Genomic DNA, 23,709 nt, shown 5'->3' with positions numbered 1-23,709 from the left:
AAACGCCCCGGTGTTCTACCACGTGCTCAAGCATGTCCTGCTCGGCCCGCTGCTGCGGTTGCTGTTCCGGCCGCGGATCGAGGGCCTGGAGAACATCCCGGCCGAGGGCGCTGCCATCGTGGCGGGCAACCACCTGTCGTTCTCCGACCATTTCCTGATGCCCGCGATCCTCAAACGGAGGATCACCTTCCTGGCGAAGGCGGAGTACTTCACCGGCAAGGGCCCCAAGGGGAGGCTGACCGCGGCGTTCTTCCGCAGCGCCGGACAGATCCCGGTGGACCGCTCCGGCAAGGAGGCCGGCCAGGCGGCGATCCGCGAGGGGCTCGGGGTGCTGGCCAAGGGCGAACTCCTCGGCATCTACCCGGAGGGCACCCGCTCCCACGACGGGCGGCTGTACAAGGGGAAGGTGGGGGTGGCGGCGATGGCGCTGGGCGCCGGAGTGCCGGTCATCCCGTGCGCGATGGTGGGCACCTTCGAGATCCAGCCGCCCGGAAAGGTGGTGCCGAAGATCCGGCGGGTGACCATCCGTTTCGGCGAGCCGCTGGACTTCTCCCGGTACGCCGGGCTGGAGGGCGAGAAGGCCGTGCTGCGGGCCGTCACCGACGAGATCATGTACGCCGTCCTCGAACTGTCCGGGCAGGAGTACGTCGACCGGTACGCCGCCGAGGTCAAGGCCGAGGAGGAGGCGGCACGGAAGAAGGCCCGGCGCGCACCGCGCTGAGCCTTCTCCCGTCCGCGTACTTCGGGACTACCGGACTGCCGGACTACCGGACGGCCGGCAGGTCCTCGAGCTGCGGCAGCGCCGACGGGGCCTGCGCCTTGGCGGCCGCCGGGGCGGGCACCACCGGGGCGGCGTGCGGAGCGCAGGTCACGTCACGCGCGTCCACCTTGCCGGTCAGCAGGTAGGCGTCGACCCGGTCGTTGACGCAGGCGTTCTTCAGCCCGGTGACCCCGTGCGAGCCCGCGCCCTTCTCGGTGATCAGGCGGGAGCCGGCCAGCCGGCGCTGCAGCTCCTTCGCACCCTCGTACGGGGTGGCCGCGTCCCGCTCGGCCTGGACGATCAGCACCGGCGGGAGCCCGCGCTTGGCACCGACCTCGACGGGGGTGTGCTGCTTGGACTTCCACACCGCGCACGGGTAGTTCATCCAGGCGTTGGACCAGGTCAGGAAGGGGTACTTGGCGTGCAGCCGGGAGTTGTCCCGGTCCCACTTCTTCCAGCTGGTCGGCCACTTGGCGTCGGTGCACTCCACCGCGGTGTAGACGGCGTTGCCGTTCTCCGAGGCCGCGTTGCCGGCGGTGTCGGTCATGTCCGGGGCGGCCGCGTCGACCAGCGCCTGGGTGTCGCCGGCCAGGTAGTCGCTCCAGGTCTGGGCGACGGGCACCCAGGCGGAGTCGTAGTACGGCGCGCCCTGGAAGAAGCCGATGAGCTCGGCCGGACCGACCTTGCCGCCGATCGGGGTCGCCTTGGCGGCGGCGCGCAGTTCGCGCCACTTCTGCTCGACCTCGGCCGGGGTGTCGCCGATGTGGAAGGTGGCGTCGTTCTTGGCGACCCAGGCCTTCCAGTCGTCCCAGCGCATCTGGAAGGCGACGTCCTGGTCGAGGTTGGCCTCGTACCAGATCTTCTCCTTCGACGGGTTGACCACGCTGTCCACGATCATGCGGCGGACGTGGTTCGGGAACAGGGTCGCGTAGACCCCGCCGATGTAGGTGCCGTAGGAGACGCCCAGGAAGTTGAGCTTCCCCTCGCCGAGCCCGGCCCGGACCACGTCCAGGTCGCGCGCGGTGTTGGCGGTGGTCATGTGCGGCAGCATCCAGCCGCTGCGCTCCTTGCAGCCGTCCGCGTACTCGGCGGCGAGCTTGCGCTGGGCGCGCTTGTCGGCCTCGCTGTCCGGGACCGGGTCGGCCTTGGGCGCCTTGACGAACTCCTGCGGGTCGATGCAGGAGATCGGCGCGGAGTGGCCGACGCCGCGCGGGTCGAAGCCCACGAAGTCGTACGCCTTGGAGACGTTGGTCCACAGCGGGTTCTTGGTGGTGACCCGGCGCGGGAAGCGCAGGCCGGACCCGCCGGGGCCGCCCGGGTTGTAGAGGAGCGCGCCCTGGCGCTCCTGCGGGGTGCCGGTGTTGCCGATCCGGTCGACGGCGATCTCGATCTGCTTGCCGTAGGGCTTGGCGTAGTCCAGCGGGACCTTCACCCAGCCGCACTGGATCGGCTTCTCCAGCCCCCAGTCGGCCGGACAGTCCTTCCAGTCGATGCCGGCGCGGGCCGCCCGGGCGGCGGCGATCTGCACGCCCACCGCTTCCGGGACACCGTACGTACGGCTGTCGGCGGAGGCAGAGGCCGGCGGGGCGAGCAGCAGTCCGGCGGCCACTGCGCCGACGGTCAGAGTGGCGGCGCTCCCCAGCGCCGCGTTGCGTATCACGTGGTTGTTCCCCCTGCGTCAGGTGCCGTGCGAGGCGGCGCGGTTCGCGGTCACAGGGATCTTTGCGTCTCGGCCGGGCGCGGCAACAGTCCGTGGCCTGGTTCTTTGCCAAGCCGATAACCGGTGTGCGGTGTACCGCTGAACGGTGCCGGTCTACCAGGCGTAGGTCCGGCGTGCCTCGTCGAGCAGTTCGCGCAGCCTCAGCGCGTCCGGGGCGAGCGCGGTGACCAGGACGGCGGGGCCGGCGAGCGGGGTGGCGGCGGCGAGTTCCCCCAGCATCCGGGGTGTGGCGGGTGCGGTCTCGAAGTCCGGGTCGACGACGAGGAGTTGGCCGAAGGCGCGGTGGCCGGCGAGTCCGGCCGGGCCGTCCCAGCCGCCGGGCGCGCCGGGGCCGCCGGTGGTTTCCTGGTCCAGCAGCGGGTTCCCGTCCAGGAGGACGGTCAGCCGGCTGCGCAGCAGTCCCGGCATCTCGCCGGTGCGGCCTAGGACCTGCTCCTCGCGGAGCAGCAGCCGTGCGCCCGGGGCCAGTTCGGCCCGGGTGGTCACCCGCAGGTCGCTGCCGCGTACGGACACCAGGGGTTCGGGCAGCCAGCGCACCGCCGCCTCCCGGTCCAGGGTCAGGTGGACGTCGTACCGGGCGGGTTCGCCGGCCGGTCCGGGCAGGGCGAGGGTGGCGGCGGCCGAGCCGACGGCGAGCCGGGCGCCCGGCCCGGCGGCGGCCCGGACCGTGAGGTGGTCCCCGCCGAGGGGTGCGCTCATCGCACCGACCAGGGTGACCCCGGCCTCCGCGCCGGTGCCCCGGGTGCGGCGCAGGGCGAGAGGGCCCTCCCCGGTGAGGACGGGCAGGACGGTGGCGCCGCGGCCGTCGGCCCGGGCGGCGATCCGGGCGGTGGCGCGCAGCCCAGCGGGCGGGGGCGCCGGAGTCGGGGGCCCCGGAGTCGGTGTCGCCGGCCCCGGGAGCGCCGCACCGGGGGACGCCGCACCGGGGGACGCCGCACCCTGGGGCGCCGTACGCGGGGGCGCCGTACGCGGGGGCGCCGTACTCACCGGGACACCCAGGCGGTGATCCGCTCGCGCACCCAGCCGGCCACCGGGCCGATGCCTTCAGGAGTGCGCAGCGACTGGAAGGCGACGGGCAGTCCGGCGCGCTGCTCGGCGGCGTCGCGGGCCATCCGGTCGAGGTCGGAGCCGACGTGCGGCGCGAGGTCGGTCTTGTTGACCACGAGGAGGTCGGCGGTGGTGACGCCGGGGCCGCCCTTGCGGGGGATGTCGTCCCCGCCGGCCACGTCGATGACGAAGATCTGGGCGTCGACCAGGCCGCGGGAGAAGGTGGCGGTCAGGTTGTCGCCGCCCGATTCGACGAGGATCAGGTCGAGCGGGCCGAGCGGGCGGAGGGTCTCCTCCAGTTCCTCCACGGCTTCCAGGTTGGCGGAGATGTCGTCGCGGATGGCGGTGTGCGGGCAGGCGCCGGTCTCCACGGCGCTGATCCGCTCGGGCGGCAGGACGGCCTCGCGGAGCAGGAACTCGGCGTCCTCCCGGGTGTAGATGTCGTTGGTGACGACGGCCATGGAGTACTCGGCGCGCAGGGCCCGGCAGAGCGCGGCGACGGTGGCGGTCTTGCCGGAGCCTACGGGCCCGCCGAGCCCGATCCGCAGCGCCCGCCGGGAGCCGTCGGGCCGGGTGGGCTCGGCGCTGTGGGTGTGCCGGTGCGGGAAGGTCACGGCGTGGTCGAGGTGCATGGGTTCTCCCTGGTGCGGCGGAGGGGTCAGGAGGCGAACAGCCGTACCGGCCAGGCCGCGTGGGCTTCGGCGGCGATCTCCAGCAGCGGGCCGGAGGCGGCCGGCAGGGTGCCGGGTCCGGCCTCGCGGGCGTGCCGGGCGGCCTGTTCGGCGGTGGCGGCGACGGTGTCGAGTTCGGGTGCGAGCCGGGCGAGTACGGAGCTGGCCTCGAAGGGGTCGAGGCCGAGCAGCCGTACGGTGGCGGTGGCCGGGCCGCCGACGCTCTCGTACACCGCGACGTGCGCGGCGTCGGCCGGTCCGAGGCCGGCGGCGCGGGCGGTGAGGCCGAGGACCACCGGCTGGTGCGCGCCGCGCGGGAACGCCGCGGCGAGGGCGTCGAGTTCGGGTGCGGGCCAGGTGGCCCGGGCAGCGCGGAGCAGTTGCCGGCCGAGTTTCCGGGCGGCCAGGCGCAGCGCGGCCGAGGGGGTGCGGGCGTCCGCGGCGGCGTCCAGGGCGGCCGGGTCCAGGCCGAGGGCGGCGGCCGCGGCGAGGGAGGCCGCGACCAGCCCGGCGGTGTGCAGCCGGCCCCGGCAGAACTCTTCCAGGGTGGCGGCGTCGTGGATCCGGCCGGACTTGACGGCGGCCTCGGCCCCGCCGGAGTGGGCGTGCCCGCCGGCGGGGAAGCGGCCGTCGGCGAGGACCAGGAGGGCTGCGCGGCTCATCTGCGGCCCTTCATCAGAAGAGGAAGTAGCGCTGGGCCATGGGCAGTTCCGCGGCCGGTGCCGGCTCCACCCGCTCGCCGTCGATGGTGACGGTGAAGGTGTCGGCATCGACCTCGACCCGGGGCCGGGCGTCGTTGTTGCGCATGTCCGCCTTGGTGACCTTGCGGGTGCTGTCGATGGGGACGAACTCCTTGCCGAGGCCAAGCCGTTCGGGCAGGTGGTCGTCGAGTGCGGCCTGGGCGGTGAAGTTGACCGAGTTGTGGGCGGGTGCCCGGCCGTGGCTGCCGAACATGGGGCGCGGCAGCACCGGCTGCGGGGTGGGGATGGAGGCGTTGGCGTCGCCCATCTGCGCGTAGGCGATCTGTCCGCCCTTGATGACCAGGTGTGGCTTCACCCCGAAGAAGGCGGGATCCCACAGCACCAGGTCGGCGAGTTTGCCGGTCTCGACGGAGCCGATCTCGCGGGAAAGCCCTTGGGCCACGGCTGGGTTGATCGTGTACTTGGCGATGTACCGGCGGGCCCGGTGGTTGTCGGCGGGTCCGTCGCCGGGCAGGGGGCCGCGCCGCTTCTTCATCACGTGGGCGGTCTGCCAGGTCCGCAGGATCACCTCGCCGACCCGGCCCATGGCCTGGGAGTCGGAGGAGATGATCGAGATGGCTCCGAGGTCGTGGAGGATGTCCTCGGCCGCGATGGTGGTGGGCCGGATCCGGGATTCGGCGAAGGCGAGGTCCTCGGGCACGGCCGGGTTGAGGTGGTGGCAGACCATCAGCATGTCGAGGTGTTCCTCGACGGTGTTGAGGGTGTGCGGGCGGGTGGGGTTGGTCGAACTGGGCAGCACGTGCGGCTCGGAGACCACGGTGATGATGTCGGGTGCGTGCCCGCCGCCCGCACCCTCGGTGTGGTACGCGTGGATGGTGCGGCCGTTGACGGCGGCGAGGGTGTCGCCGACGAAGCCCGCCTCGTTGAGGGTGTCGGTGTGGATGGCGAGCTGGGCGCCGGTCTCCTCGCATACGTCCAGGCAGGTGTCGATGACGGCGGGGGTGGCGCCCCAGTCCTCGTGGATCTTGAAGCCGAGGGCTCCGCCGCGCAGCTGGGAGTGCATGGCCTCGCGGGAGGTGGTGTTGCCCTTGCCGAGCAGGCCGATGTTGACCGGGTGGGACTCCAGGGCCGCGAACATCCGGGCGAGGTGCCAGGGGCCGGGGGTGATGGTGGTGGCCTTGGTGCCTTCGGCGGGGCCGGTGCCGCCGCCGACCAGGGTGGTGATGCCGGAGGCGAGGGCCTCGTCGAGGATGGTCGGGGAGATGAAGTGGACGTGGGCGTCGATGGCGCCGGCGGTGAGGATCTTCCCGTTGCCGGAGATCACTTCGGTCTCCGGGCCGATCACCAGCGGGGGCTCCACGCCGTCCATGGTGTCGGGGTTCCCGGCCTTGCCGATGCCGGTGATCCGGCCGTCGCGGAGGGCGATGTCGGCCTTGACGATGCCCCAGTGGTCGAGCACCACCACCCCGGTGATCACGGTGTCGGGGGCGCCTTCGGCCCGGGTGGTGCGGGCCTGCCCCATCGATTCGCGGATCACCTTGCCGCCGCCGAACACGGCCTCGTCACCGGCCCGTCCGGGGCCGCCGGACAGGTCCTGTTCGATCTCGACCAGGAGGTCGGTGTCGGCCAGCCGGATCCGGTCGCCGGTGGTGGGGCCGAACAGGTCGGCGTAGACCGGGCGGGAGAGTTCAGCCATCGAGCGGCCCTCCGGTCTCGCCGCGCAGGCCCGGTACGGTGCGCAGGCCGGCCAGCGGTACGAGTTCCACCGAGACCGGGATGCCGGGCTCGAAGCGGACGGCGGTACCGGCGGCGATGTTGAGCCGATGGCCTCGGGCGGCGGCCCGGTCGAACTCCAGGCCCGGGTTGGCCTCCGCGAAGTGGTAGTGGGAGCCGACCTGGACGGGCCGGTCGGCGGCGTTGAGGACGGTCAGGCGGGTGACGGGGCGGCCCTCGTTGAGGGCGACCGGCCCGGCCCCGTACTGGATCTCGCCGGGAATCATGCGGCTGTTCCCCTCGCGCTCAGACGATCGGGTCGTGGACGGTGACGAGCTTGGTGCCGTCCGGGAAGGTCGCTTCGACCTGGACGTCGTGCAGCATCTCCGGGATGCCTTCCATGACCTGGTCGCGGGTCAGGACGGTGCGGCCGGAGGCCATCAGCTCGGCCACCGTCCGGCCGTCGCGGGCCCCTTCGAGAATGTGCGAGGTGATCAGGGCGATCGCCTCGGGGTGGTTGAGCAGCACTCCGCGCGCCTTGCGCTTCTCGGCGACGTCGGCCGCCACGTGAATGAGCAGTCGCTCCTGCTCATGCGGTGTCAGTTGCACCCGTACCACCCTGCCTTATGGACATGATCACCACACGCCCTGCGGAATCCGGCCGCCTCACGCTAGGGCGCTCGCTTTTCCGATGCGTTAACGCACGTTTCAAGCGGTCACCCGGTTCAGGGTCCGCACACCGCTCGTGTGACTCCGTATACGGCGGAGGACACGCCGGCAGGGCAGGGAGAACACGGACCGTACACATCGGGGGACTTGGCGTCACGCCGCGCCGTCGCCCGTTCGGAGCAGCGCCGGAACGGGCCGAACGGCGAACGCACTTGCGCGGCCGACCTGCCGCCGACCCGCACAACACCGCTGGTCGGACGGCTGATGCAGGGGCCGCGAAGGGGCGGGTTTCGCGCGACACGCCGTATACGCTCAATAAGTGATGAGTATCACACAGGGCCATCAAAAGCCGTAAATCCGGCATTTCCTACGCCAGGATCCCGGTCAACAGCCCCGCCTTCCCGGCGGGTCCGGACCGAAGGGATCCCATGTCCGCGCGTCTGAATGCAGTTCCGTCCGCCGCGACCCGGGTCGGGGTCACCGCCGCGCTCACCCTCGCGGTGGCCGGCGGCACGATGCTCACCCCGGGGGCCTCACCACAAGCGGAGGCGGCGACGGCGCACGCCCGGCAGGCACTTCAGGTGGCCGCATCCAAACAGGGCGCGCCCTACGAGTGGGGCGGCACGGGACCGGACCGCTTCGACTGCTCGGGGCTGACCCAGTACTCGTACAAACAGGCCGGCAAGTCGCTGCCCCGGACGGCCGCCCAGCAGTACAACCGCACCACGCCGATAGGAGAACGTTCCCGCCGGAAGGGCGACCTGGTCTTCTTCCTGTCCGGCGGCCAGGTCTACCACGTGGGCGTGTACGCGGGCGGCGGCCGGATCTGGCACTCCCCGAAGCCCGGCGGCACGGTGCGCCTGGAGAAGATCTGGACCGACAGCGTCACGTACGGACGCGTGCACTGAACCGGGCGGTCAGGGCAGACAGGACCGCGATTTCGCCGGCGCGCCGACGGTCCAGGGCAGGGCGATCCAGACCGTCTTCCCGCCGTCCGCCGTCGGGGTGACCGACAACCGGCCGCCCGCCTCCGCGGTGAGCCAGCGGATGATCACCATCCCCCGGCCGTTGTCCTGCTGGACGGCGGCCGGGAGTCGTTTGGGCCAGCGCGGGTGACTGTCGGTCACCCCCACCCGCAGCAGCTCCTCCCGCTCCAGCCGGACGTCCACGGTGAAGGTGGGCGACCGGCCGAAGGTGTGCTGCACGGCATTGGTGGCGAGTTCGGAGACGATCAGCCGGACGGTGTCGGCCGTGGTGTGCTCGTCCGGCAGGCCCCATTCGCTGAGCACGTCCGCGACGTAGCGGCGGGCGGCGGACACCGAGGCGGGATCGCTCGGCAGAGTGACGGATGCTTCCTGGTGGTCTGCCATGGCGCGCTGTCCCTTTCCCACCGGGGCGGATTCGCCCCGGATCTGTGCTTCGCGCCAGACTGCCACTGTTCGCCGGGCCACGGCTGCCGTTCCCCCAAGATATGCATATATCTGTCGCTCAAAGCGGTGAACTCTGCTACGAGAGACCGTATTTGGACGGCAGACTGGTGCGAGGTGTGCCGGTGGAAGGGGAGGCGGGTATGCAGCACGGCCCCGCGGTGCGCCGACGGAAGCTCGGCGAGGAACTGCGTGCGCTGCGCGACCGGTCCGGGCTCACCAGCGGTGAGGCCGCCCGGATCGTGGGCTGGCACCAGTCGAAAATCAGCCGGATCGAGACGGGTCGCAGTGGCGTGAAACCGGAGGACGTCCGGCTGCTCCTCGATGCGTACGGAGGAGTGGGCGCCCAGCAGCGCGCGCTGCTGGAGGCGCTGTCGGCCTCGGCCGCCGGGCCGGCCGGCGGGGAGGAGACCGGGCGCGGCCGGCAGTGGTGGCACGACTACCGGGGACTGCTGCCGCAGGAGTACCGGGACTTCATCAGCCTGGAGGCGGGAGCCAGGTCGGCCCGGACCGTGGAGCTCTCGGTGGTGCCGGGGCTGCTGCAGACCGCCGCGTACGCGAAGGCGGTGACCCGGGCGGCGCTCGGCGGGCTGCCCGAGCCGAAGGTGGACGCGCTGGTCGACGTACGGCTGGCCCGGCAGTCGGTGCTGCGGGCGGATCCGCCGCTGGAGCTGAGCGCGGTGCTGGACGAGGCGGTGTTGCGGCGGCAGATCGGCGGTCCCGGGGTGATGGCCCAGCAGCTGCGGCACCTGGTGGCGGTGGCGCGGCTGCCGCACGTCCGGCTCCAGGTCCTGCCGTTCAGCGTGGGGGGTCATCTCGGCCTGACCGGACCGTTCGTCATTTTCTCATTTCCGAACATCGCCGATCTGGATGTGGTGGTGCTCGACCATTTGACGAGTAGCCTCTATCTGGAGCGGAAGGAAGACCTTGAGGCGTACAGTGCCGCGTTCCGCACCATCCAGGCGCACGCCCTCCCGCCCCAGGACTCGTCGGATCTGATCAGCGTGATCGCTGACGACGCGTAAGGAGGCAACCCCCGTGTCCGCAACCCCCTCGAGCACCGGCGGACTTCTGAACAGCGCGCGGTGGCGGCGGAGCAGCCGCAGCACCGGAATGAACAACTGCGTGGAAGCCGCCGACCTCGGTGGCGGCCTGCTGGCCGTCCGCGACTCCAAGCGGACGGACGGCCCGGCCGTGCTCTTCACCGGGCCGGCCTGGGCAGGCTTCCTCGACTCCGTCCGGGTGGACGCAGGCTAGAGCGTCTCCCCCAGGTCCGTGGCTCCGGCCGGAGCGGTCCGCAGGATCGTTTCGACGGCCCGGGAGATCTCGTCCCCCGTGAGATCGGCCCGGGCGGTCAGCCGCAGCCGGGAAATGCCGTCCGGCACGGACGGCGGCCGGAAGCAGCCCACGGACAGTCCCGCCTCGCGGCAGTCGGCGGCCCAGCGCAGTGCCGCCGACGGCGACGGGGCCCGTACCGACACCACGGCCGCGTCCGGCCGGGCCGCGGTCAGGCCGGACGCCGTCAGCCGCCCGTACAGCTCGGCGGCCACCGCCCGGGCCCGCCCGGCACGTTCCGGTTCGCGGGCCAGCAGCCGCAGGCTCGCGAGCGCGGCTCCCGCCGCGGCCGGCGCAAGCCCGGTGTCGAAGATGAACGTCCGGGCCGTGTTGACCAGGTGGGCGATCACCTTGGCGGGGCCGAGCACCGCACCGCCCTGGCTGCCCAGCGACTTGGAAAGGGTCAGCGTGGCGACCACACCGGGCGCCCCCGCGAGACCCGCCTCGTGCAGCGCGCCCCGGCCGCCCTCGCCCAGCACGCCCAGCCCGTGCGCATCGTCCACGACCAGGGCCGCGCCCTCCTCCCGGCAGACGGCCGCGTACCCGGCGAGCGGGGCCGCGTCCCCGTCCACCGAGAAGACCGAGTCGCTGACCAGCAGGGCCCGGGTGCCGGGCGCCCGGGCGGCCAGGGTCTTGCGGACGGTGTCCGGGTCGGAGTGCGGGACCACCGCGGTCTCGGCCCGGGAGAGCCGGCAGCCGTCCACGATGGAGGCGTGGTTCCCCGCGTCGGAGACCACCAGGCTGCCGCGACCGCTCAGCGCGGTGACCGCGGCGAGGTTGGCGGCGTAGCCGGAGGACAGCACCAGGGCCGCCTCGAACCCGCAGAAGGCGGCGAGCTCCTGCTCCAGCTCGGCGTGCAGCTCGGTGGTGCCGGTGACCAGGCGGGAACCGGTGGCTCCGCCGCCCCAGCGCTCGGCCGCCTCGCGCGCCCCGCGGACCGTCTCCGGGTGCCGGGACAGACCCAGGTAATCGTTGCCGGCGAGGTCCAGCAGCCCGGAGGCAGCAGGGCGGGGGCGCAGGGTGCGCACGAGGCCGGCCCGTTCCCGGGCCCGGGCCTCGTCGTCGATCCAGGCGAACACGTCCATTGGCTGGTCCTCGCGTTTTGTCGGCTGTCCACAGACCTTCCCCGACCCTAGCCGCCCGCAACCGGTGTGGTTGGTGTGGCGATACACACACTCATCTCAAGCCATCTTGTACGGTCTCTCCTTGGCCGGGAGTGGTGGTGTGGTCCAGGATCGGGCCCATGGACCTGCTGAACACCCTGGTGGACAAGGGGCTGCGGCGTGAGCTGCCGACCCGCGAAGAGGCGCTCGCCGTGCTGGCGACCTCCGACGACGAACTGCTCGACGTGGTGGCCGCGGCCGGCAAGGTGCGCCGGCAGTGGTTCGGGCGCCGGGTCAAGCTGAACTACCTGGTCAACCTGAAGTCGGGCCTGTGCCCGGAGGACTGCTCGTACTGCTCCCAGCGGCTGGGCTCGAAGGCGGAGATCCTCAAGTACACCTGGCTGAAGCCGGAGGACGCCTCGAAGGCCGCGGCCGCCGGTGTCGCGGGCGGCGCGAAGCGGGTCTGCCTGGTCGCCAGCGGGCGCGGGCCGACGGACCGGGACGTGGACCGGGTCTCGAAGACGATCGAGACGATCAAGGAGCAGAACGAGGGCATCGAGGTGTGCGCCTGCCTCGGTCTGCTGTCGGACGGCCAGGCGGAGCGGCTGCGGGACGCGGGCGCGGACGCCTACAACCACAACCTCAACACGTCCGAGGGGACGTACGGGGACATCACGACCACCCACACCTATCAGGACCGGGTGGACACGGTGCAGAAGGCCCACGCGGCCGGCCTGTCCGCCTGCTCCGGTCTGATCGCCGGCATGGGCGAGAGCGACGAGGACCTGGTCGACGTCGTCTATTCGCTGCGCGAGCTGGACCCCGACTCGGTGCCGGTCAACTTCCTGATCCCGTTCGAGGGCACCCCGCTGGCCAAGGAGTGGCACCTCACCCCGCAGCGCGCCCTGCGGATCCTGGCGATGGTGCGGTTCGTCTGCCCCGACGTCGAGGTCCGGCTGGCCGGCGGCCGCGAGGTGCACCTGCGCACGCTTCAGCCGCTCGCCCTGCACCTGGCCAACTCGATCTTCCTGGGCGACTACCTGACCAGTGAGGGCCAGGCCGGCCAGGCCGACCTGGACATGATCGCGGACGCCGGCTTCGAGGTGGAGGGCGCAGGAGAGCAGACCCTGCCCGCGCACCGCTCCGACGTGGCGGCCGGCAGCGGCGGCGGCTGCGGATCGCACGGCTCCGGCGGCTCGGTGTGCGGCTCCTCCGCGGGCGGCGCGGCCGCCGACGCGGGCTGCGGCTCCGGCTGCGGGGGCTGCGGCTCGCACGCGCCGGCCGACGAGCAGCCCGTACCGGCGCAGACGGCCACTGCGGCGCAGACGGCCGGCGCGGCACGGGCCACGGCTCCGGCGCAGGCCGCAACCACCGCCCCGGGGCAGGCCGCGCCGGGCGAGGTGCGTCCGGACCTGGTGTCGGTGCGCCGCCGCGGCGCCGGAACGGACCTCGCGCCCAATGCCTGATCTGCACCATCAGCTGTCGGCCGGTGAACTCATCGCCCTGGACCGGCAGCACGTCTGGCATCCGTACGGGCCGATGCCGGGGCGGGAGGACCCGCTGGTGGTGGCCTCCGCGGCCGGGGTCCGGCTGCGTCTGGCCGCCCCGGCCCACGGGCAGGACGAGCTGGTCGACGGCATGTCCTCCTGGTGGTCGGCGATCCACGGGTACAACCACCCGGTGCTCAACGAGGCCGTGACGGCGCAGCTGGGCCGGATGTCGCACGTCATGTTCGGCGGGCTCACCCACGAGCCCGCCGTCCGGCTGGCCGCCAAGCTGGTCGAGCTCACCCCGGCCGGCCTGGAGCACGTCTTCCTGTCCGACTCGGGCTCGGTGGCCGTCGAGGTCGCGGTCAAGATGTGTCTCCAGTACTGGCGTTCGGTGGGGCGGTCGGGCAAGACCCGGCTGCTGACCTGGCGCGGCGGCTACCACGGCGACACCTGGCAGCCGATGGCCGTCTGCGATCCCGACGGCGGGATGCACGAGCTGTGGTCCGGGCACCTGCCCAAGCAGGTCTTCGCGGACGCCCCGCCCGGCGGTTTCGACGCGTCCGTCGACCCGGCGTACGCCGACCACCTGCGCACCCTGATCGCGGCACACGCGGACGAGCTGGCCGCGGTGATCGTGGAGCCGGTGGTACAGGGGGCGGGCGGCATGCGCTTCCACAGCCCCGGCTACCTGCGGGTGCTGCGCGAACTGTGCGACGAGTACGGGGTCCTGCTCGTGCTCGACGAGATCGCCACCGGATTCGGGCGCACCGGTGCCCTGTTCGCGGCCGACCACGCCGGCATCACCCCCGATGTGATGTGCCTCGGCAAGTCGCTGACCGGCGGCTACCTCAGCATGGCGGCGACCCTGTGCACGGAACGGGTGGCGGACGGGATCTCGCGGGGCGAGGTCCCGGTGCTGGCCCACGGCCCGACCTTCATGGGCAATCCGCTGGCCTCCTCGGTGGCGCTGGCCTCGATCGACCTGCTGCTCGGCCAGGACTGGGGCCAGGAGGTCAAGCGGATCGAGGCCGGACTCCGGGAGGGGCTGGCGCCGGCCGCCGCGCTGCCGGGGGTCCGGGACGTACGCGTCCTCGGGGCCATCGGAGTGGTGCAGCTGGACCATCCGGTGGACGTTGCGGCGGCGACCGCGGCCGCGGTCCGGGAAGGCGTGTGGCTGCGCCCGTTCCGCGACCTGATCTATACGATGCCGCCGTTCGTCACCGGGGACGCGGACGTGGCGCGGATCGGCCGCGCCGTGTGCGCAGCGGCGCGGGAAGGCTGAGGGCGCGGATGGGCGTGCTGGTGGTGTCCGGGACGGGCACCGAAATCGGAAAGACCGTGGTCACCTCGGCCGTCGCTGCCCTCGCGGTGGCGGCGGGCCGGTCGGTGGCGGTGCTCAAGCCCGCCCAGACGGGCGTTGCGCCGGACGAGGCCGGGGACGCGGCGGAGGTGGTGCGGCTGGCCGGGCCGGGTGTGACGGCCAGGGAACTGGCCCGCTACCCCGAACCGTTGGCCCCGGACACCGCGGCACGGCGGTCGGGGCTGGCGACGGTGGCGCCGCAGGACATCGCGGACACGGCGGCCGGGCTGGCCGCCGCCCACGACCTGGTCCTGGTCGAGGGGGCGGGCGGACTGCTCGTACGGTTCGACGAGGCGGGGCACACCCTCGCCGATGCGGCGCGGCTGCTGGGGGCGCCGGTGCTGGTGGTGGCTCCGGCCGGGCTCGGGACGCTCAACTCGACGGCGCTGACGGCCGAAGCCCTGCGGGCTCGGGAGCTGGAGCCGCTGGGCGTGGTGGTGGGCAGCTGGCCGGCCGCCCCGGACCTGGCCGCCCGCTGCAACCTGGCGGACCTGCCGGCGGTGTCGGGGATGCCGCTGCTGGGTGCCGTACCGGACGGGGCGGGGGCGCTGGCCCCGGCGGAGTTCCGGGCGGCCGCGGGTGCGTGGCTGGGGCCGGTGCTGGGCGGCAGCTGGTCGGGGGAGGAATTCCTGCGCCGCTGGCCCGCGTAGCAGGGCGTTGTCCGTGCGGGATGGTCCACTGCCGGCGTTGTCGGGACGGGCGTTGTCCGTTGCCGGCGTTTGCCGGACGGGCGTTGTCCACTGCCGGAGTGGTCCGTACGGGCGTTGTCGGTGCCCTCTCCTACGGTGGTGATCGGAAGACACCTGGCGCAGGAGGGGGCGACGGACATGACGCAGGGATGGGAACTGCCACGCAGTGGCGCTCTGATGCGTTTCAGGCCGGTGGAGGCTGCCGTGACGGTGGCCCGGCTGGTGGAGGGCAAGGGTGATCCGGCTCTGCTCGAGCCGGGGCTGGCCGGCCGGCTGGCCGTCGGGCACCTGCGGGTGCAGGACTGGGACGCGGAGCACGTGGTGCTGGATCCGGTCACCGGACGGCTGTTCAGCCTGTGGCTGTACGAGGAGCGGCCCGATCTCAGCACCCTGCGGGAGCTGGCGCCGTCGCCGGCTTCGCTGGGCAGGCTGCTCGGCGCGGTGGAGGATCTCGGGGCCTTCCGGGGGCGCTTCGCCGAGCTGGCCGGGCAGCGGGGGCCGGCGGCGGTGGCGCGGGCGGAGGTCCTGTTCCGGTCGGTGCTCGCCGAGGAGGACTGGGGCTCCGGCGGCATACCCCGGTTCTGGGAGCTCTCCGCGGTGATCCGCCCGCTGTCCCTGATCGCGGGGCCGGGGGACGGACTGCGGCTGGAGCTGCCCGGGGCGCTGCTGGTGGAGGAGTTCGGGGCCGGCGAGGTGGTCCGGGTCGATCCCGCCCGGCTGCCGGCGGGGCTGGTGCACGAGCCGACCCGCCGGTTCCTGGCCGCCGTCGGACTGCCTAGGGACGGCGGCATGTTCTACCTGGACGGGCCGGACGAGCTGCTGACCCCGTTCGCCGAGGAGGCTCCGGAGATACCGGGTGTCGACACCCGGGCGCTGTTCTCGCTCGGCGGGCTCGTGGAGGACACCTCGGTCTACGTCGACGGAGTGACCGGCGCCGTCCATGCCTGGTACCACGGGTACGGCAGTCTGGTCCCGCTCAACTCCGACGTCTCGACCCTGGCGTTCACCCTGTGGCTGTACCGGCGCGAGCAGGCCCTGGAGGAGGTCCAGGGGTTCACGGACGGCCTGTACGGCCAGTTGGCCGACACGATGGTGGACGTGCTGGCGGCGGTCGACCCGGTGCCCGGCCGGGCGACCGACGACGAGGAGGACTGGCACTACTGGCCCCAGGTGTTCCACGACGAGGCGGGCGGGGTGCTGTAGGCCGGCGGGGTGCTGTAGGCGGGGTGGTAGGGGCGCGGCCGCGGGGAAGACTGGGGGTAGGAGTCCGTCCGCTTCGAGGAGGTCCGCCGCCATGCCGCTGCGAGCGAAACGGGCGCTGCCCCCGGACGCCGTCCACCACCCCCTGTTCGCCCGGTTCTACGCCCGGCTGAGCGTGCAGGCCGACGCCCGGGGCGGGGTCGCCGACCTGCGCCGCGAGCTGCTGGCCGGGCTGTCCGGCCGGGTCATCGAGATCGGCGCGGGCAACGGCCTGAATTTCGCCCACTATCCGCGTGCCGTCTCCGAGGTCGTCGCCGTGGAGCCGGAGCGCACCCTGCGGAGGCTGGCGGCCGAGGCCGCGCAGCGCTCGGAGGTGCCGGTGGACGTGGTGCCGGGGGCCGCCGAGGCGCTGCCGGTGAAGAGCGAGGCCTTCGACGGGGCCGTGGCCTCACTGGTGCTGTGCAGCGTCCGGGACCTGCCGCGTTCGCTGGCCGAGCTGCACCGGGTCCTGCGGCCCGGGGCGGAGCTGCGGTTCTTCGAGCACGGGGTGGCTCCCGGGCGTGGGATGGCGGCGGTGCAGCGTGCCCTGGACCGGACCGTGTGGCCGCACCTGTTCGGCGGTTGCCACACCGCGCGGGACGCGGCCGCCGCGATCGAGGCCGCGGGGTTCCGGGTCACCGAGCGGCGCGCCTTCCGGCTGCCGGAGCACGGCCCCCCGCTGCCCACCTCGTACTGCGTGATCGGCACGGCCCGGCGGGACATGGAATCGTCCCGGTAGGGGCCTCAGCCGGTGAAGGGCTTCACCCAGCGGCGCCAGTGGTCCTCGCGCCGGTAGCCGGCCGCGGCCCAGGCCTGCTGGGCCCGCTCGTTGGCCTCCAGCACCATGGCGTCGCCGCGCCGCCCGCCGACCGCGAGGAAGCGCCGCTCGGCCGCGTCGAGGAGCCGGGTGGCGATGCCGCGGCGCCGGTGGGAGGGGAGCACGGCCAGCCGGTACAGGGAGCAGCGCCATCCGTCGTACCCGGCGATCACCGATCCGACGATCCGCCCGTCCGTCTCCGCGAGGATCAGCGCTTCGGGGTCGCGGCCGATCAGGCCGGTCACCCCGTCGACGTCGTCGGTGATGGAGGTGCCCTCCGCGGCTTCCTTCCAGAAGAGCAGGACGTTCTCGGCGTCGGCCGGCACGGCCGTCCGGATCTGGGGCTCAGTCATGATCCACAGCGAAGCACGGGCGGGCTCGGGCCCGCCACCGGGTTCCGTCCCGCGAGACGGCCACACCTCCCCTTTGCCCGTCCTTTACCATGTCGGGTACCGGCTCTCCGCACCCGACGTCGCGCGACTCCCCTCCTCCTGGTTGATCATTGGACGGAGGTGAACCGATGACCGAAGTGCTTCTGCTCGTGGTGGCGCTGCTGCTCTGTCTGGCCTGCGGCGTCTTCGTCGCGGCCGAGTTCTCGCTGACCACCGTCGAACGCAGCGAGCTGGAACGGGCCGTGGAGCGCGGTGAGCGAGGGGCGGAGAGCGCCTTGGCGGCCGTCCGCAGCCTGACCTTCCAGCTGTCCGGCGCGCAGCTCGGCATCACCGTCACCGGCCTGGTCATCGGCATGATCGCCAAGCCCTCGATCGCCGCCCTGCTCACGGGCCCGTTCAAAGCCATCGGCCTGTCCTCGGGCGCCGCCTCCTCCACCGCCCTGGTACTGGGCACCATCCTGTCGACCGTCGTCCTGATGGTCGTCGGCGAGCTGGTGCCCAAGAACTGGGCGATCTCCTCGCCGCTGGCCATCGCCAAGCGGGTCGCCACCGTGCAGCGGGTGTTCAGCCGGGCCTTCAAGCCGCTGATCGGCCACCTCAACACCACCGCGAACCACACGGTGCGCCGGTTCGGCATGGAGCCGGCGGAGGAGCTGGCCTCCGCCCGCACCCCGCAGGAGCTGGTGGCGCTGGCCCGGCACTCGGCCAAGTCGGGCGCCCTGGAGAAGGACACCGCCGAGCTCTTCGTACGGACCCTGAACCTGGCCGACCTGACGGCGGAGAACGTGATGACCCCGCGGGTCCAGGTGACCGCCCTGGACGTGCAGACGACGGCGCAGGACGTGGCGAACGCGACCATGGCCACCGGTCTGTCCCGGTTCCCCGTCTACCAGGGCAGCCTGGACAGGGTGGTCGGCACCGTCCACATCAAGGACGTGCTCGCCCTGCCCGCCGCCGAACGGCGCCTCCGCCCGGTGGCCAAGCTGTTGCGGGCGCCGCTGCTGGTCCCCCAGTCGCTGACCGTGGACCGGCTGATGGACCGGCTGTCCGGGAAGCAGACGATGGCCGTGGTGATCGACGAGTACGGCGGTACGGCCGGAGTGGTCACGCTGGAGGACATCGTCGAGGAAGTGGTGGGAGAGGTGCGGGACGAGCACGATCCGCACGAGACGCCCGATCTGGCCTCGGCCGGTACGGACGCCCACGGTCGCCTGCTCTACTCGGCGGACGGTGCGGCGCGCACCGACCAGCTGGAGCGGATCGGGCTCCGGGTGCCGGACGGCCCCTACGAGACCCTGGCCGGGCTGATGGCGACCGAACTGGGCCGCATTCCCGCCGTCGGCGACACCCTGGAGCTGGACGGCTGGCGGCTCGACGTGGTCGACGACACCGGACGGCGGGCCGCGCGGGTGCTGCTGCACGCACCGGTCGGATCCACCGGAGACGACGACGGGGACGAGCACGGTTCGGAGGCGGCCCGATGACCACGGTCCAGTTGCTGATCGGCCTGGCGACCCTGGTCGTCAACGCCTTCTTCGTTGGTGCGGAATTCGCGCTGATCTCGGTCCGCCGCAGCCAGATCGAGCCGTACGCCGAGCAGGGGGACCGGCGGGCCCGGAGCGTGCTCTGGGGCCTGGAGCACGTGTCGGCTCTGATGGCGGCGGCGCAGCTGGGCATCACCCTGTGCACCCTGGTGCTGGGCGTGGTGGCCGAGCCGGCCATCGCCCACTTGCTGACCCCGCTCCTCGACCTCGCCGGTGTCCCGCACGGGCTGACCCATCCCATCTCCTTCGTGGTGGCGCTGGCCCTCGCGACCTACCTGCACATGCTCTTCGGCGAGATGGTGCCGAAGAACGTGGCCCTGGCCGAGCCGGTGCGCACGGCGCTGCTGCTGGGTCCGCCGCTGGTGACCACCACCCGGGCGCTGAAGCCGGTGATCTTCGCCATCAACGCCTTCGCCAACGCCCTGCTGCGGCTGCTGCGGGTGGAGGTGAGGGACGAGGTGGCGTCGAGCTTCTCGGACGACGAGCTGGCCCGGATGGTGAAGGACTCCAGCGACGCCGGTCTGCTCGACGACCGGGCCAGTGAGCGGCTGCACGATGCGCTGGAACTGGGGCGCCGGCCGGTGACCGACGTGGTGCTGCCGGCCGAAAAGGTCGTGCCGGCCTGGGCCGGGATCACGCCCGGGCAACTGGAGGGGCTCTCCGCGGCCAGCGGGTACTCGCGCTTCCCGGTGATCGACGAACAGCGCATGATCCTCGGATATCTGCACGTCAAGGACGCCCTGGACGCGACGGCGCGGGACGAGCCGTTCCCGCTGCCGGCACTGCGGCCGATCGCCCAGGTACGGGCGGACACCCCGCTGGACGACGTGCTGACCGCGATGCGGCGCAGCCGGACCCATCTGGCCGCGGTGCGCGGCCAGGACGGGGCCATGGCGGGCCTGGTGACCATGGAGGACGTCCTGCGCGAACTGTTCGGCAAGCGGGCCTGACTGCGCGGTAACATCGCTCCGCCATGCAGATGAATGCCTCTTACACCAGTTTCGTCGCGGTCGGCGACTCCTTCACCGAGGGCATGTCGGACGGCCTGCCGGACGGCTCCTACCGGGGCTGGGCCGACCTGCTCGCCGCCCGCCTCGCGACCCGGGAACCGGACTTCCGCTACGCCAACCTGGCCGTGCGCGGGAAGCTGATCGGGCAGATCGTCGAGGACCAGGTCGGCACGGCGGCAGCCATGGGCGCCGACGTGGTCACCCTGGTCGGCGGGCTGAACGACGCGCTGCGCCCCAAGGTGGACATGGGCCGGGTCCGGGGCCACCTGGAGGAGGCCGTGGAACGGCTGGCCCCGGCCTGCGGGCAGCTGGTGCTGATGCGTTCTCCGGGCCGCAACGGTCCGGTGATGGAACGCTTCCGGCCGCGCATGGAGGAGCTCTTCGCGGTCATCGAGGAGCTCGCCGCGCGCCACGGGGCCCTGGTGGTCGACCTGTACGGGGCACCGGTGCTCGGCGACCCCCGGCTCTGGGACGTCGACCGGCTGCACCTGAACGCCGAGGGCCACCGCCGGGTCGCCGAGGCGGTCTGGCAGGCTCTGGGGCTGCCGGCGGCCGAGGACTGGCGGGCCGCACTGGCGCCGGGCCGGCCCGCGGGCTGGACGGTCCGGCGGACCGAAGACCTCCGGTTCGCCCGGCAGCATCTGCTGCCGTGGATAGGCCGGCGCCTCACCGGCCGCTCCTCCGGCGACGGCCGGCCCGCCAAGCGCCCCGACCTGCTGCCGTTCTCGTAGCAATCCACAACCTGGGACGGGCCCCGGACCTGCGTAAACCCACAGCCCGGCGGCCAGTAGAATCCCTTTACGTGACTGCCAAGCCCCGCATCCCCAATGTCCTGGCCGGCCGCTACGCTTCCCCGGAGCTCGCCGTCCTGTGGTCCCCCGAGTACAAGGTGACCCTGGAGCGGCGGCTCTGGCTCGCCGTGCTGCGCGCCCAGAAGGACCTCGGCATCGAGGTCCCGGACGCCGCCCTGGCCGACTACGAGCGCGTCCTGGAGCAGGTCGACCTCGCGTCCATCGCCGAGCGCGAGAAGATCACCCGGCACGACGTGAAGGCCCGCATCGAGGAGTTCAACGCCCTCGCCGGCCACGAGCACGTCCACAAGGGCATGACCTCGCGCGACCTCACCGAGAACGTCGAGCAGCTCCAGATCCGCCTCTCCCTGGAACTGGCCCGGGACCGCACGGTCGCCGTCCTCGCCCGCCTGGGCAAGCTGTCCGGCGAGTACGCCGAGCTGGTCATGGCCGGCCGCTCGCACAACGTCGCCGCCCAGGCCACCACCCTCGGCAAGCGGTTCGCGACGGCTGCCGACGAGCTGCTGGTCGCCTACGGCCGCCTCGAGGACCTGCTGGGCCGCTACCCGCTGCGCGGGATCAAGGGCCCGGTCGGCACCGCCCAGGACATGCTGGACCTGCTCGGCGGTGACGCCGGCAAGCTTGCCGACCTGGAGCAGCGGATCGCCGCGCACCTCGGCTTCGGCCAGGCCTTCACCTCGGTCGGCCAGGTGTACCCCCGTTCCCTCGACTACGACGTGGTCACCGCCCTGGTGCAGCTGGCGGCCGCCCCGTCCTCGATCGCCAAGACGATCCGCCTGATGGCCGGGCACGAACTCGTGACCGAGGGCTTCAAGCCGGGCCAGGTCGGCTCCTCCGCGATGCCGCACAAGATGAACACCCGCTCCTGCGAGCGCGTGAACGGCCTGATGGTCATCCTGCGCGGCTACGCCTCGATGACCGGCGAGCTGGCCGGCGACCAGTGGAACGAGGGCGACGTCTCCTGCTCCGTGGTCCGCCGGGTGGCCCTGCCCGACGCGTTCTTCGCCTTCGACGGCCTGCTGGAGACCTTCCTGACGGTGCTCGACGAGTTCGGCGCCTTCCCGGCCGTCGTGGCCCGCGAGCTGGACCGCTACCTCCCCTTCCTCGCCACCACCAAGGTGCTGATGGGGGCCGTGCGCGCCGGTGTGGGCCGCGAGGTGGCCCACGAGGTCATCAAGGAGCACGCGGTGGCCTCGGCGCTCGCCATGCGCGAGCAGGGCGCCGAGCGCAACGAGCTGCTGGACAAGCTGGCCGCCGACGAGCGCATCCCGCTGGACCGGGCCGGGCTGGACGCCCTGATGGCGGACAAGCTGTCCTTCACGGGCGCGGCCGGCGACCAGGTCGCCACGGTGGTCTCCCGCATCGAGGAGATTGCCAAGCAGCACCCGGAGGCCGCCGGGTACACGCCGGGGTCGATCCTCTGACCCCCGAGGAGCTGAACGCCGCCCGTGACCGCGTCGTCCCCGACGTGGTCGCGGGCGGTCTCCGCGTGCTCTTCTGCGGTATCAATCCGGGCCTCCTCTCCGCCGCGACGGGCCACCACTTCGCCCGTCCCGGCAACCGCTTCTGGCCCGTGCTCCACCTGTCGGGCTTCACCCCCCGCCGGCTGGCACCCGCCGAGCAGGAGGAGCTGCTGACCTACCGCCTGGGCATCACCAACGTGGTGGCCCGGGCGACCGCGCGGGCCGACGAACTGTCGGCCGAGGAGTTCCGCGAGGGCGGCCGGATCCTGACCGCCAAGGTGGAGCAGCTGCGCCCCCAGTGGCTGGCCGTGGTCGGCGTGACCGCCTACCGCACCGCCTTCGGCGACCGCCGCGCCGCCATCGGCGAACAGGCCCGCACCATCGGCGCCACCCGCATCTGGGCCCTCCCCAACCCCAGCGGCCTCAACGCCCACTGGACCGCCGAGACCATGGCCCAGGAGTACGCCCGCCTCCGCGCCGCCGCCGACCGGCCATAGCTCTCCCTAAGGCGGGTCGATCACCGTGACCGCCGCCATCAGCTGCGGGGAGTGGTCGGCCCCCCACTGCGCCGCGTACACCGCCACCCACCGGTCCCCCACCCGCCACAGGTTCAGGTGATCGGTGGTGCCGCTCAGCTCCTGCCAGGGCTGGGCGAGCCGTTCCCCCGCACCGGCTCGTTCCAGCAGGCCGGCCAGCGGCACCAGGTCGGGCTCCCCCCAGCGGCCGGCCAGTTCCTGCGCCAGCGCCCCGTACTCGGCGGACACCTGCTCCTCCCCCTCGATCCGGTCGGCGGCGTCCTCGTCCCCGTACCAGCGGCTGCCGCCCAACTCGGCGAGGTGGTAGCCGGGTCCGCTGGTCACCGTCCCGGACCTGCCCCGGACCGCGGGGAACTCGCGCGTCCGGAGCCGGTCTATCGTCTCTAGATGCTGTGCCGTGGTCATGCCGTCAGTATTCCGGCCGGCACTGACAACTGGCCCTGCGTCATGCGTCCCGGCGGCGCACCGCCAGCCAGCCTCCGACCAGCGCGGCCAGCGCCCACAGGGCCATCACCCCCAGCCCGGTCCAGGGGCCGAGCTCGCCGTGCGGCTCGATGCGCATCACCAGCTGCCCGGCACGGTCCGGCAGGTACTGGCTGATGCCGCCCACGACTTCGCCCACGACGAAGGAGACGATCAGGATGAACGGTATGAGCAGGCTCAACACCGCGGTACCACTGCGCAGGATCGCCGTCAGGCCGGCGGCGAACAGCGCCATCAGGGCCAAGTAGACCCCGCTGCCGACCATGGCACGGACCGCGCCCTCGTCTCCCAGCCCGATGGCGTACTGCCCCATGAAGGCCTGGCCGGCAGCGAAGGTGACGAACCCCGTGACCTGGCCCACCAGAAGCGCGAGCCCGCCCACCATGAGGACCTTCGACAGGTAGAAGCGGGTGCGGTCCGGCACGGACGTCAGCGTGACCCTCAGGGCGTTGTTGTGGAACTCGTTCGAGAACGCGCTCGCACCGAACGCGATGGCGGCTATCTGCCCGAAGTTGAGGCCGTAGAAGGCTGCGAGCAGCGGGTCCGCTCCCATGCTGCCCTCCTCGGCGGTGCCGATGGCGGCCGCGGTGAGCACCTGGATCCCGGCGGTGACGACGAAGACGGCGATCAGCGACCAGAGGGTGCCTCGCAGCGACCGTATCTTGATCCATTCCGCGTGCAGGACGGGGCGGGTGGGCAGGGCGGTGGTGGACATGGGGTGGAGCCTC

26 protein-coding genes are annotated in these 23,709 nt (G+C 72.7%); 14 read left to right on the top strand and 12 right to left on the bottom strand.

Translation table 11 applies throughout. The features are described from left to right. Positions 1–10 precede the first annotated feature (10 nt). Positions 11–721 (top strand): lysophospholipid acyltransferase family protein, encoded by a 711-nt coding sequence (locus AB0447_RS15890; RefSeq protein ID WP_366477235.1) that lies wholly within the window; start codon positions 11–13, stop codon positions 719–721. 43 nt (positions 722–764) lie between these two features. Here the strand turns inward: AB0447_RS15890 and AB0447_RS15885 are convergent, their stop codons facing one another. From AB0447_RS15885 to AB0447_RS15855, 7 genes are all read right to left on the bottom strand, one after another. Next, positions 765–2,420, bottom strand: a complete 1,656-nt coding sequence (locus AB0447_RS15885; protein ID WP_366477234.1) for an alpha/beta hydrolase — start codon at positions 2,418–2,420, stop codon at positions 765–767. 153 nt (positions 2,421–2,573) lie between these two features. Next, positions 2,574–3,320: an urease accessory protein UreD gene (locus tag AB0447_RS15880; protein WP_366477294.1), complete on the bottom strand. Its 747-nt coding sequence runs from the start codon at positions 3,318–3,320 to the stop codon at positions 2,574–2,576. Positions 3,321–3,463: 143 nt separating this feature from the next. Continuing rightward, on the bottom strand, positions 3,464–4,159 hold the full coding sequence (ureG, locus tag AB0447_RS15875) for an urease accessory protein UreG (protein ID WP_366477233.1): 696 nt from the start codon (positions 4,157–4,159) through the stop codon (positions 3,464–3,466). Positions 4,160–4,185: 26 nt separating this feature from the next. Then, positions 4,186–4,860 (bottom strand): urease accessory UreF family protein, encoded by a 675-nt coding sequence (locus AB0447_RS15870; protein ID WP_366477232.1) that lies wholly within the window; start codon positions 4,858–4,860, stop codon positions 4,186–4,188. Between the two features lie 13 nt (positions 4,861–4,873). Further along, entirely contained in the window at positions 4,874–6,595 is a 1,722-nt protein-coding gene (locus AB0447_RS15865) for an urease subunit alpha (protein WP_366477231.1), read from the bottom strand. Further along, positions 6,588–6,899 (bottom strand): urease subunit beta, encoded by a 312-nt coding sequence (locus AB0447_RS15860; RefSeq protein WP_366477230.1) that lies wholly within the window; start codon positions 6,897–6,899, stop codon positions 6,588–6,590. The genes AB0447_RS15865 and AB0447_RS15860 overlap by 8 nt, the downstream gene beginning before the upstream one ends. 19 nt (positions 6,900–6,918) lie before the next feature. Further along, a complete protein-coding gene (locus AB0447_RS15855; RefSeq protein WP_366477229.1) occupies positions 6,919–7,221 on the bottom strand; it encodes an urease subunit gamma in 303 nt (100 codons plus the stop codon). A 488-nt stretch (positions 7,222–7,709) separates the two neighbouring features. Between AB0447_RS15855 and AB0447_RS15850 the strand changes: the two genes are divergently transcribed. Then, positions 7,710–8,189, top strand: coding sequence for a C40 family peptidase (locus tag AB0447_RS15850; protein ID WP_366477228.1), 480 nt, complete (start codon positions 7,710–7,712; stop codon positions 8,187–8,189). 9 nt (positions 8,190–8,198) lie between these two features. Here AB0447_RS15850 and AB0447_RS15845 read toward each other — a convergent pair whose 3' ends face one another. Beyond that, positions 8,199–8,651 (bottom strand): ATP-binding protein, encoded by a 453-nt coding sequence (locus AB0447_RS15845; protein WP_366477227.1) that lies wholly within the window; start codon positions 8,649–8,651, stop codon positions 8,199–8,201. Between the two features lie 200 nt (positions 8,652–8,851). Between AB0447_RS15845 and AB0447_RS15840 the strand changes: the two genes are divergently transcribed. Both AB0447_RS15840 and AB0447_RS15835 read left to right on the top strand, forming a co-directional pair. Continuing rightward, on the top strand, positions 8,852–9,733 hold the full coding sequence (locus AB0447_RS15840; RefSeq protein WP_366477226.1) for a helix-turn-helix transcriptional regulator: 882 nt from the start codon (positions 8,852–8,854) through the stop codon (positions 9,731–9,733). A gap of 13 nt (positions 9,734–9,746) precedes the next feature. Continuing rightward, positions 9,747–9,965: a DUF397 domain-containing protein gene (locus AB0447_RS15835; RefSeq protein WP_366477225.1), complete on the top strand. Its 219-nt coding sequence runs from the start codon at positions 9,747–9,749 to the stop codon at positions 9,963–9,965. Here the strand turns inward: AB0447_RS15835 and AB0447_RS15830 are convergent. Further along, positions 9,962–11,128: an 8-amino-7-oxononanoate synthase gene (locus AB0447_RS15830; RefSeq protein ID WP_366477224.1), complete on the bottom strand. Its 1,167-nt coding sequence runs from the start codon at positions 11,126–11,128 to the stop codon at positions 9,962–9,964. The two genes, AB0447_RS15835 and AB0447_RS15830, sit on opposite strands and share 4 nt — an antisense overlap. A gap of 158 nt (positions 11,129–11,286) precedes the next feature. On the opposite strand from AB0447_RS15830, the gene bioB reads away from it, so the two are divergent. From bioB to AB0447_RS15805, 5 genes are all read left to right on the top strand, one after another. Then, positions 11,287–12,612: a biotin synthase BioB gene (bioB, locus tag AB0447_RS15825; protein ID WP_366477223.1), complete on the top strand. Its 1,326-nt coding sequence runs from the start codon at positions 11,287–11,289 to the stop codon at positions 12,610–12,612. Then, positions 12,605–13,918: an adenosylmethionine--8-amino-7-oxononanoate transaminase gene (locus tag AB0447_RS15820; protein ID WP_366477222.1), complete on the top strand. Its 1,314-nt coding sequence runs from the start codon at positions 12,605–12,607 to the stop codon at positions 13,916–13,918. Before bioB ends, AB0447_RS15820 begins: the two co-directional genes overlap by 8 nt. A gap of 8 nt (positions 13,919–13,926) precedes the next feature. Continuing rightward, positions 13,927–14,646: a dethiobiotin synthase gene (gene bioD / locus AB0447_RS15815; RefSeq protein ID WP_366477221.1), complete on the top strand. Its 720-nt coding sequence runs from the start codon at positions 13,927–13,929 to the stop codon at positions 14,644–14,646. Between the two features lie 216 nt (positions 14,647–14,862). After that, a complete protein-coding gene (locus tag AB0447_RS15810; protein ID WP_366477220.1) occupies positions 14,863–15,888 on the top strand; it encodes an SUKH-4 family immunity protein in 1,026 nt (341 codons plus the stop codon). A 91-nt stretch (positions 15,889–15,979) separates the two neighbouring features. Next, a complete protein-coding gene (locus AB0447_RS15805) occupies positions 15,980–16,663 on the top strand; it encodes a class I SAM-dependent methyltransferase (RefSeq protein ID WP_366477219.1) in 684 nt (227 codons plus the stop codon). Between the two features lie 5 nt (positions 16,664–16,668). Here the strand turns inward: AB0447_RS15805 and AB0447_RS15800 are convergent, their stop codons facing one another. Next, a complete protein-coding gene (locus tag AB0447_RS15800; protein ID WP_366477218.1) occupies positions 16,669–17,094 on the bottom strand; it encodes a GNAT family N-acetyltransferase in 426 nt (141 codons plus the stop codon). 167 nt (positions 17,095–17,261) lie between these two features. Here AB0447_RS15800 and AB0447_RS15795 point away from each other — a divergent pair, with 167 nt between their 5' ends. From AB0447_RS15795 to mug, 5 genes are all read left to right on the top strand, one after another. Further along, the gene (locus tag AB0447_RS15795) at positions 17,262–18,617 is read left to right on the top strand and encodes a hemolysin family protein (protein ID WP_366477217.1); all 1,356 of its coding nucleotides are present in this window, start codon (positions 17,262–17,264) and stop codon (positions 18,615–18,617) included. Beyond that, positions 18,614–19,627: a hemolysin family protein gene (locus tag AB0447_RS15790; protein WP_366477216.1), complete on the top strand. Its 1,014-nt coding sequence runs from the start codon at positions 18,614–18,616 to the stop codon at positions 19,625–19,627. The genes AB0447_RS15795 and AB0447_RS15790 overlap by 4 nt, the downstream gene beginning before the upstream one ends. Positions 19,628–19,650: 23 nt before the next feature. Continuing rightward, positions 19,651–20,418, top strand: a complete 768-nt coding sequence (locus tag AB0447_RS15785; protein ID WP_366477215.1) for an SGNH/GDSL hydrolase family protein — start codon at positions 19,651–19,653, stop codon at positions 20,416–20,418. Positions 20,419–20,489: 71 nt separating this feature from the next. Then, a complete protein-coding gene (gene purB / locus AB0447_RS15780; protein WP_366477214.1) occupies positions 20,490–21,923 on the top strand; it encodes an adenylosuccinate lyase in 1,434 nt (477 codons plus the stop codon). Continuing rightward, on the top strand, positions 21,920–22,459 hold the full coding sequence (mug, locus tag AB0447_RS15775) for a G/U mismatch-specific DNA glycosylase (RefSeq protein WP_366477293.1): 540 nt from the start codon (positions 21,920–21,922) through the stop codon (positions 22,457–22,459). Before purB ends, mug begins: the two co-directional genes overlap by 4 nt. 6 nt (positions 22,460–22,465) lie before the next feature. Here the strand turns inward: mug and AB0447_RS15770 are convergent, their stop codons facing one another. Both AB0447_RS15770 and AB0447_RS15765 read right to left on the bottom strand, forming a co-directional pair. Continuing rightward, entirely contained in the window at positions 22,466–22,903 is a 438-nt protein-coding gene (locus AB0447_RS15770; protein WP_366477213.1) for a hypothetical protein, read from the bottom strand. A 40-nt stretch (positions 22,904–22,943) separates the two neighbouring features. Then, positions 22,944–23,696, bottom strand: a complete 753-nt coding sequence (locus tag AB0447_RS15765; protein WP_366477212.1) for an ABC transporter permease — start codon at positions 23,694–23,696, stop codon at positions 22,944–22,946. Positions 23,697–23,709: the final 13 nt, after the last annotated feature.

This window comes from Streptomyces sp. NPDC051211, assembly GCF_040689505.1.
Lineage (GTDB): Bacteria > Actinomycetota > Actinomycetes > Streptomycetales > Streptomycetaceae > Streptomyces.
The sequence above is the reverse complement of the archived record's forward strand: the minus strand, read 5'-3'. Positions and strand labels throughout refer to the sequence as shown.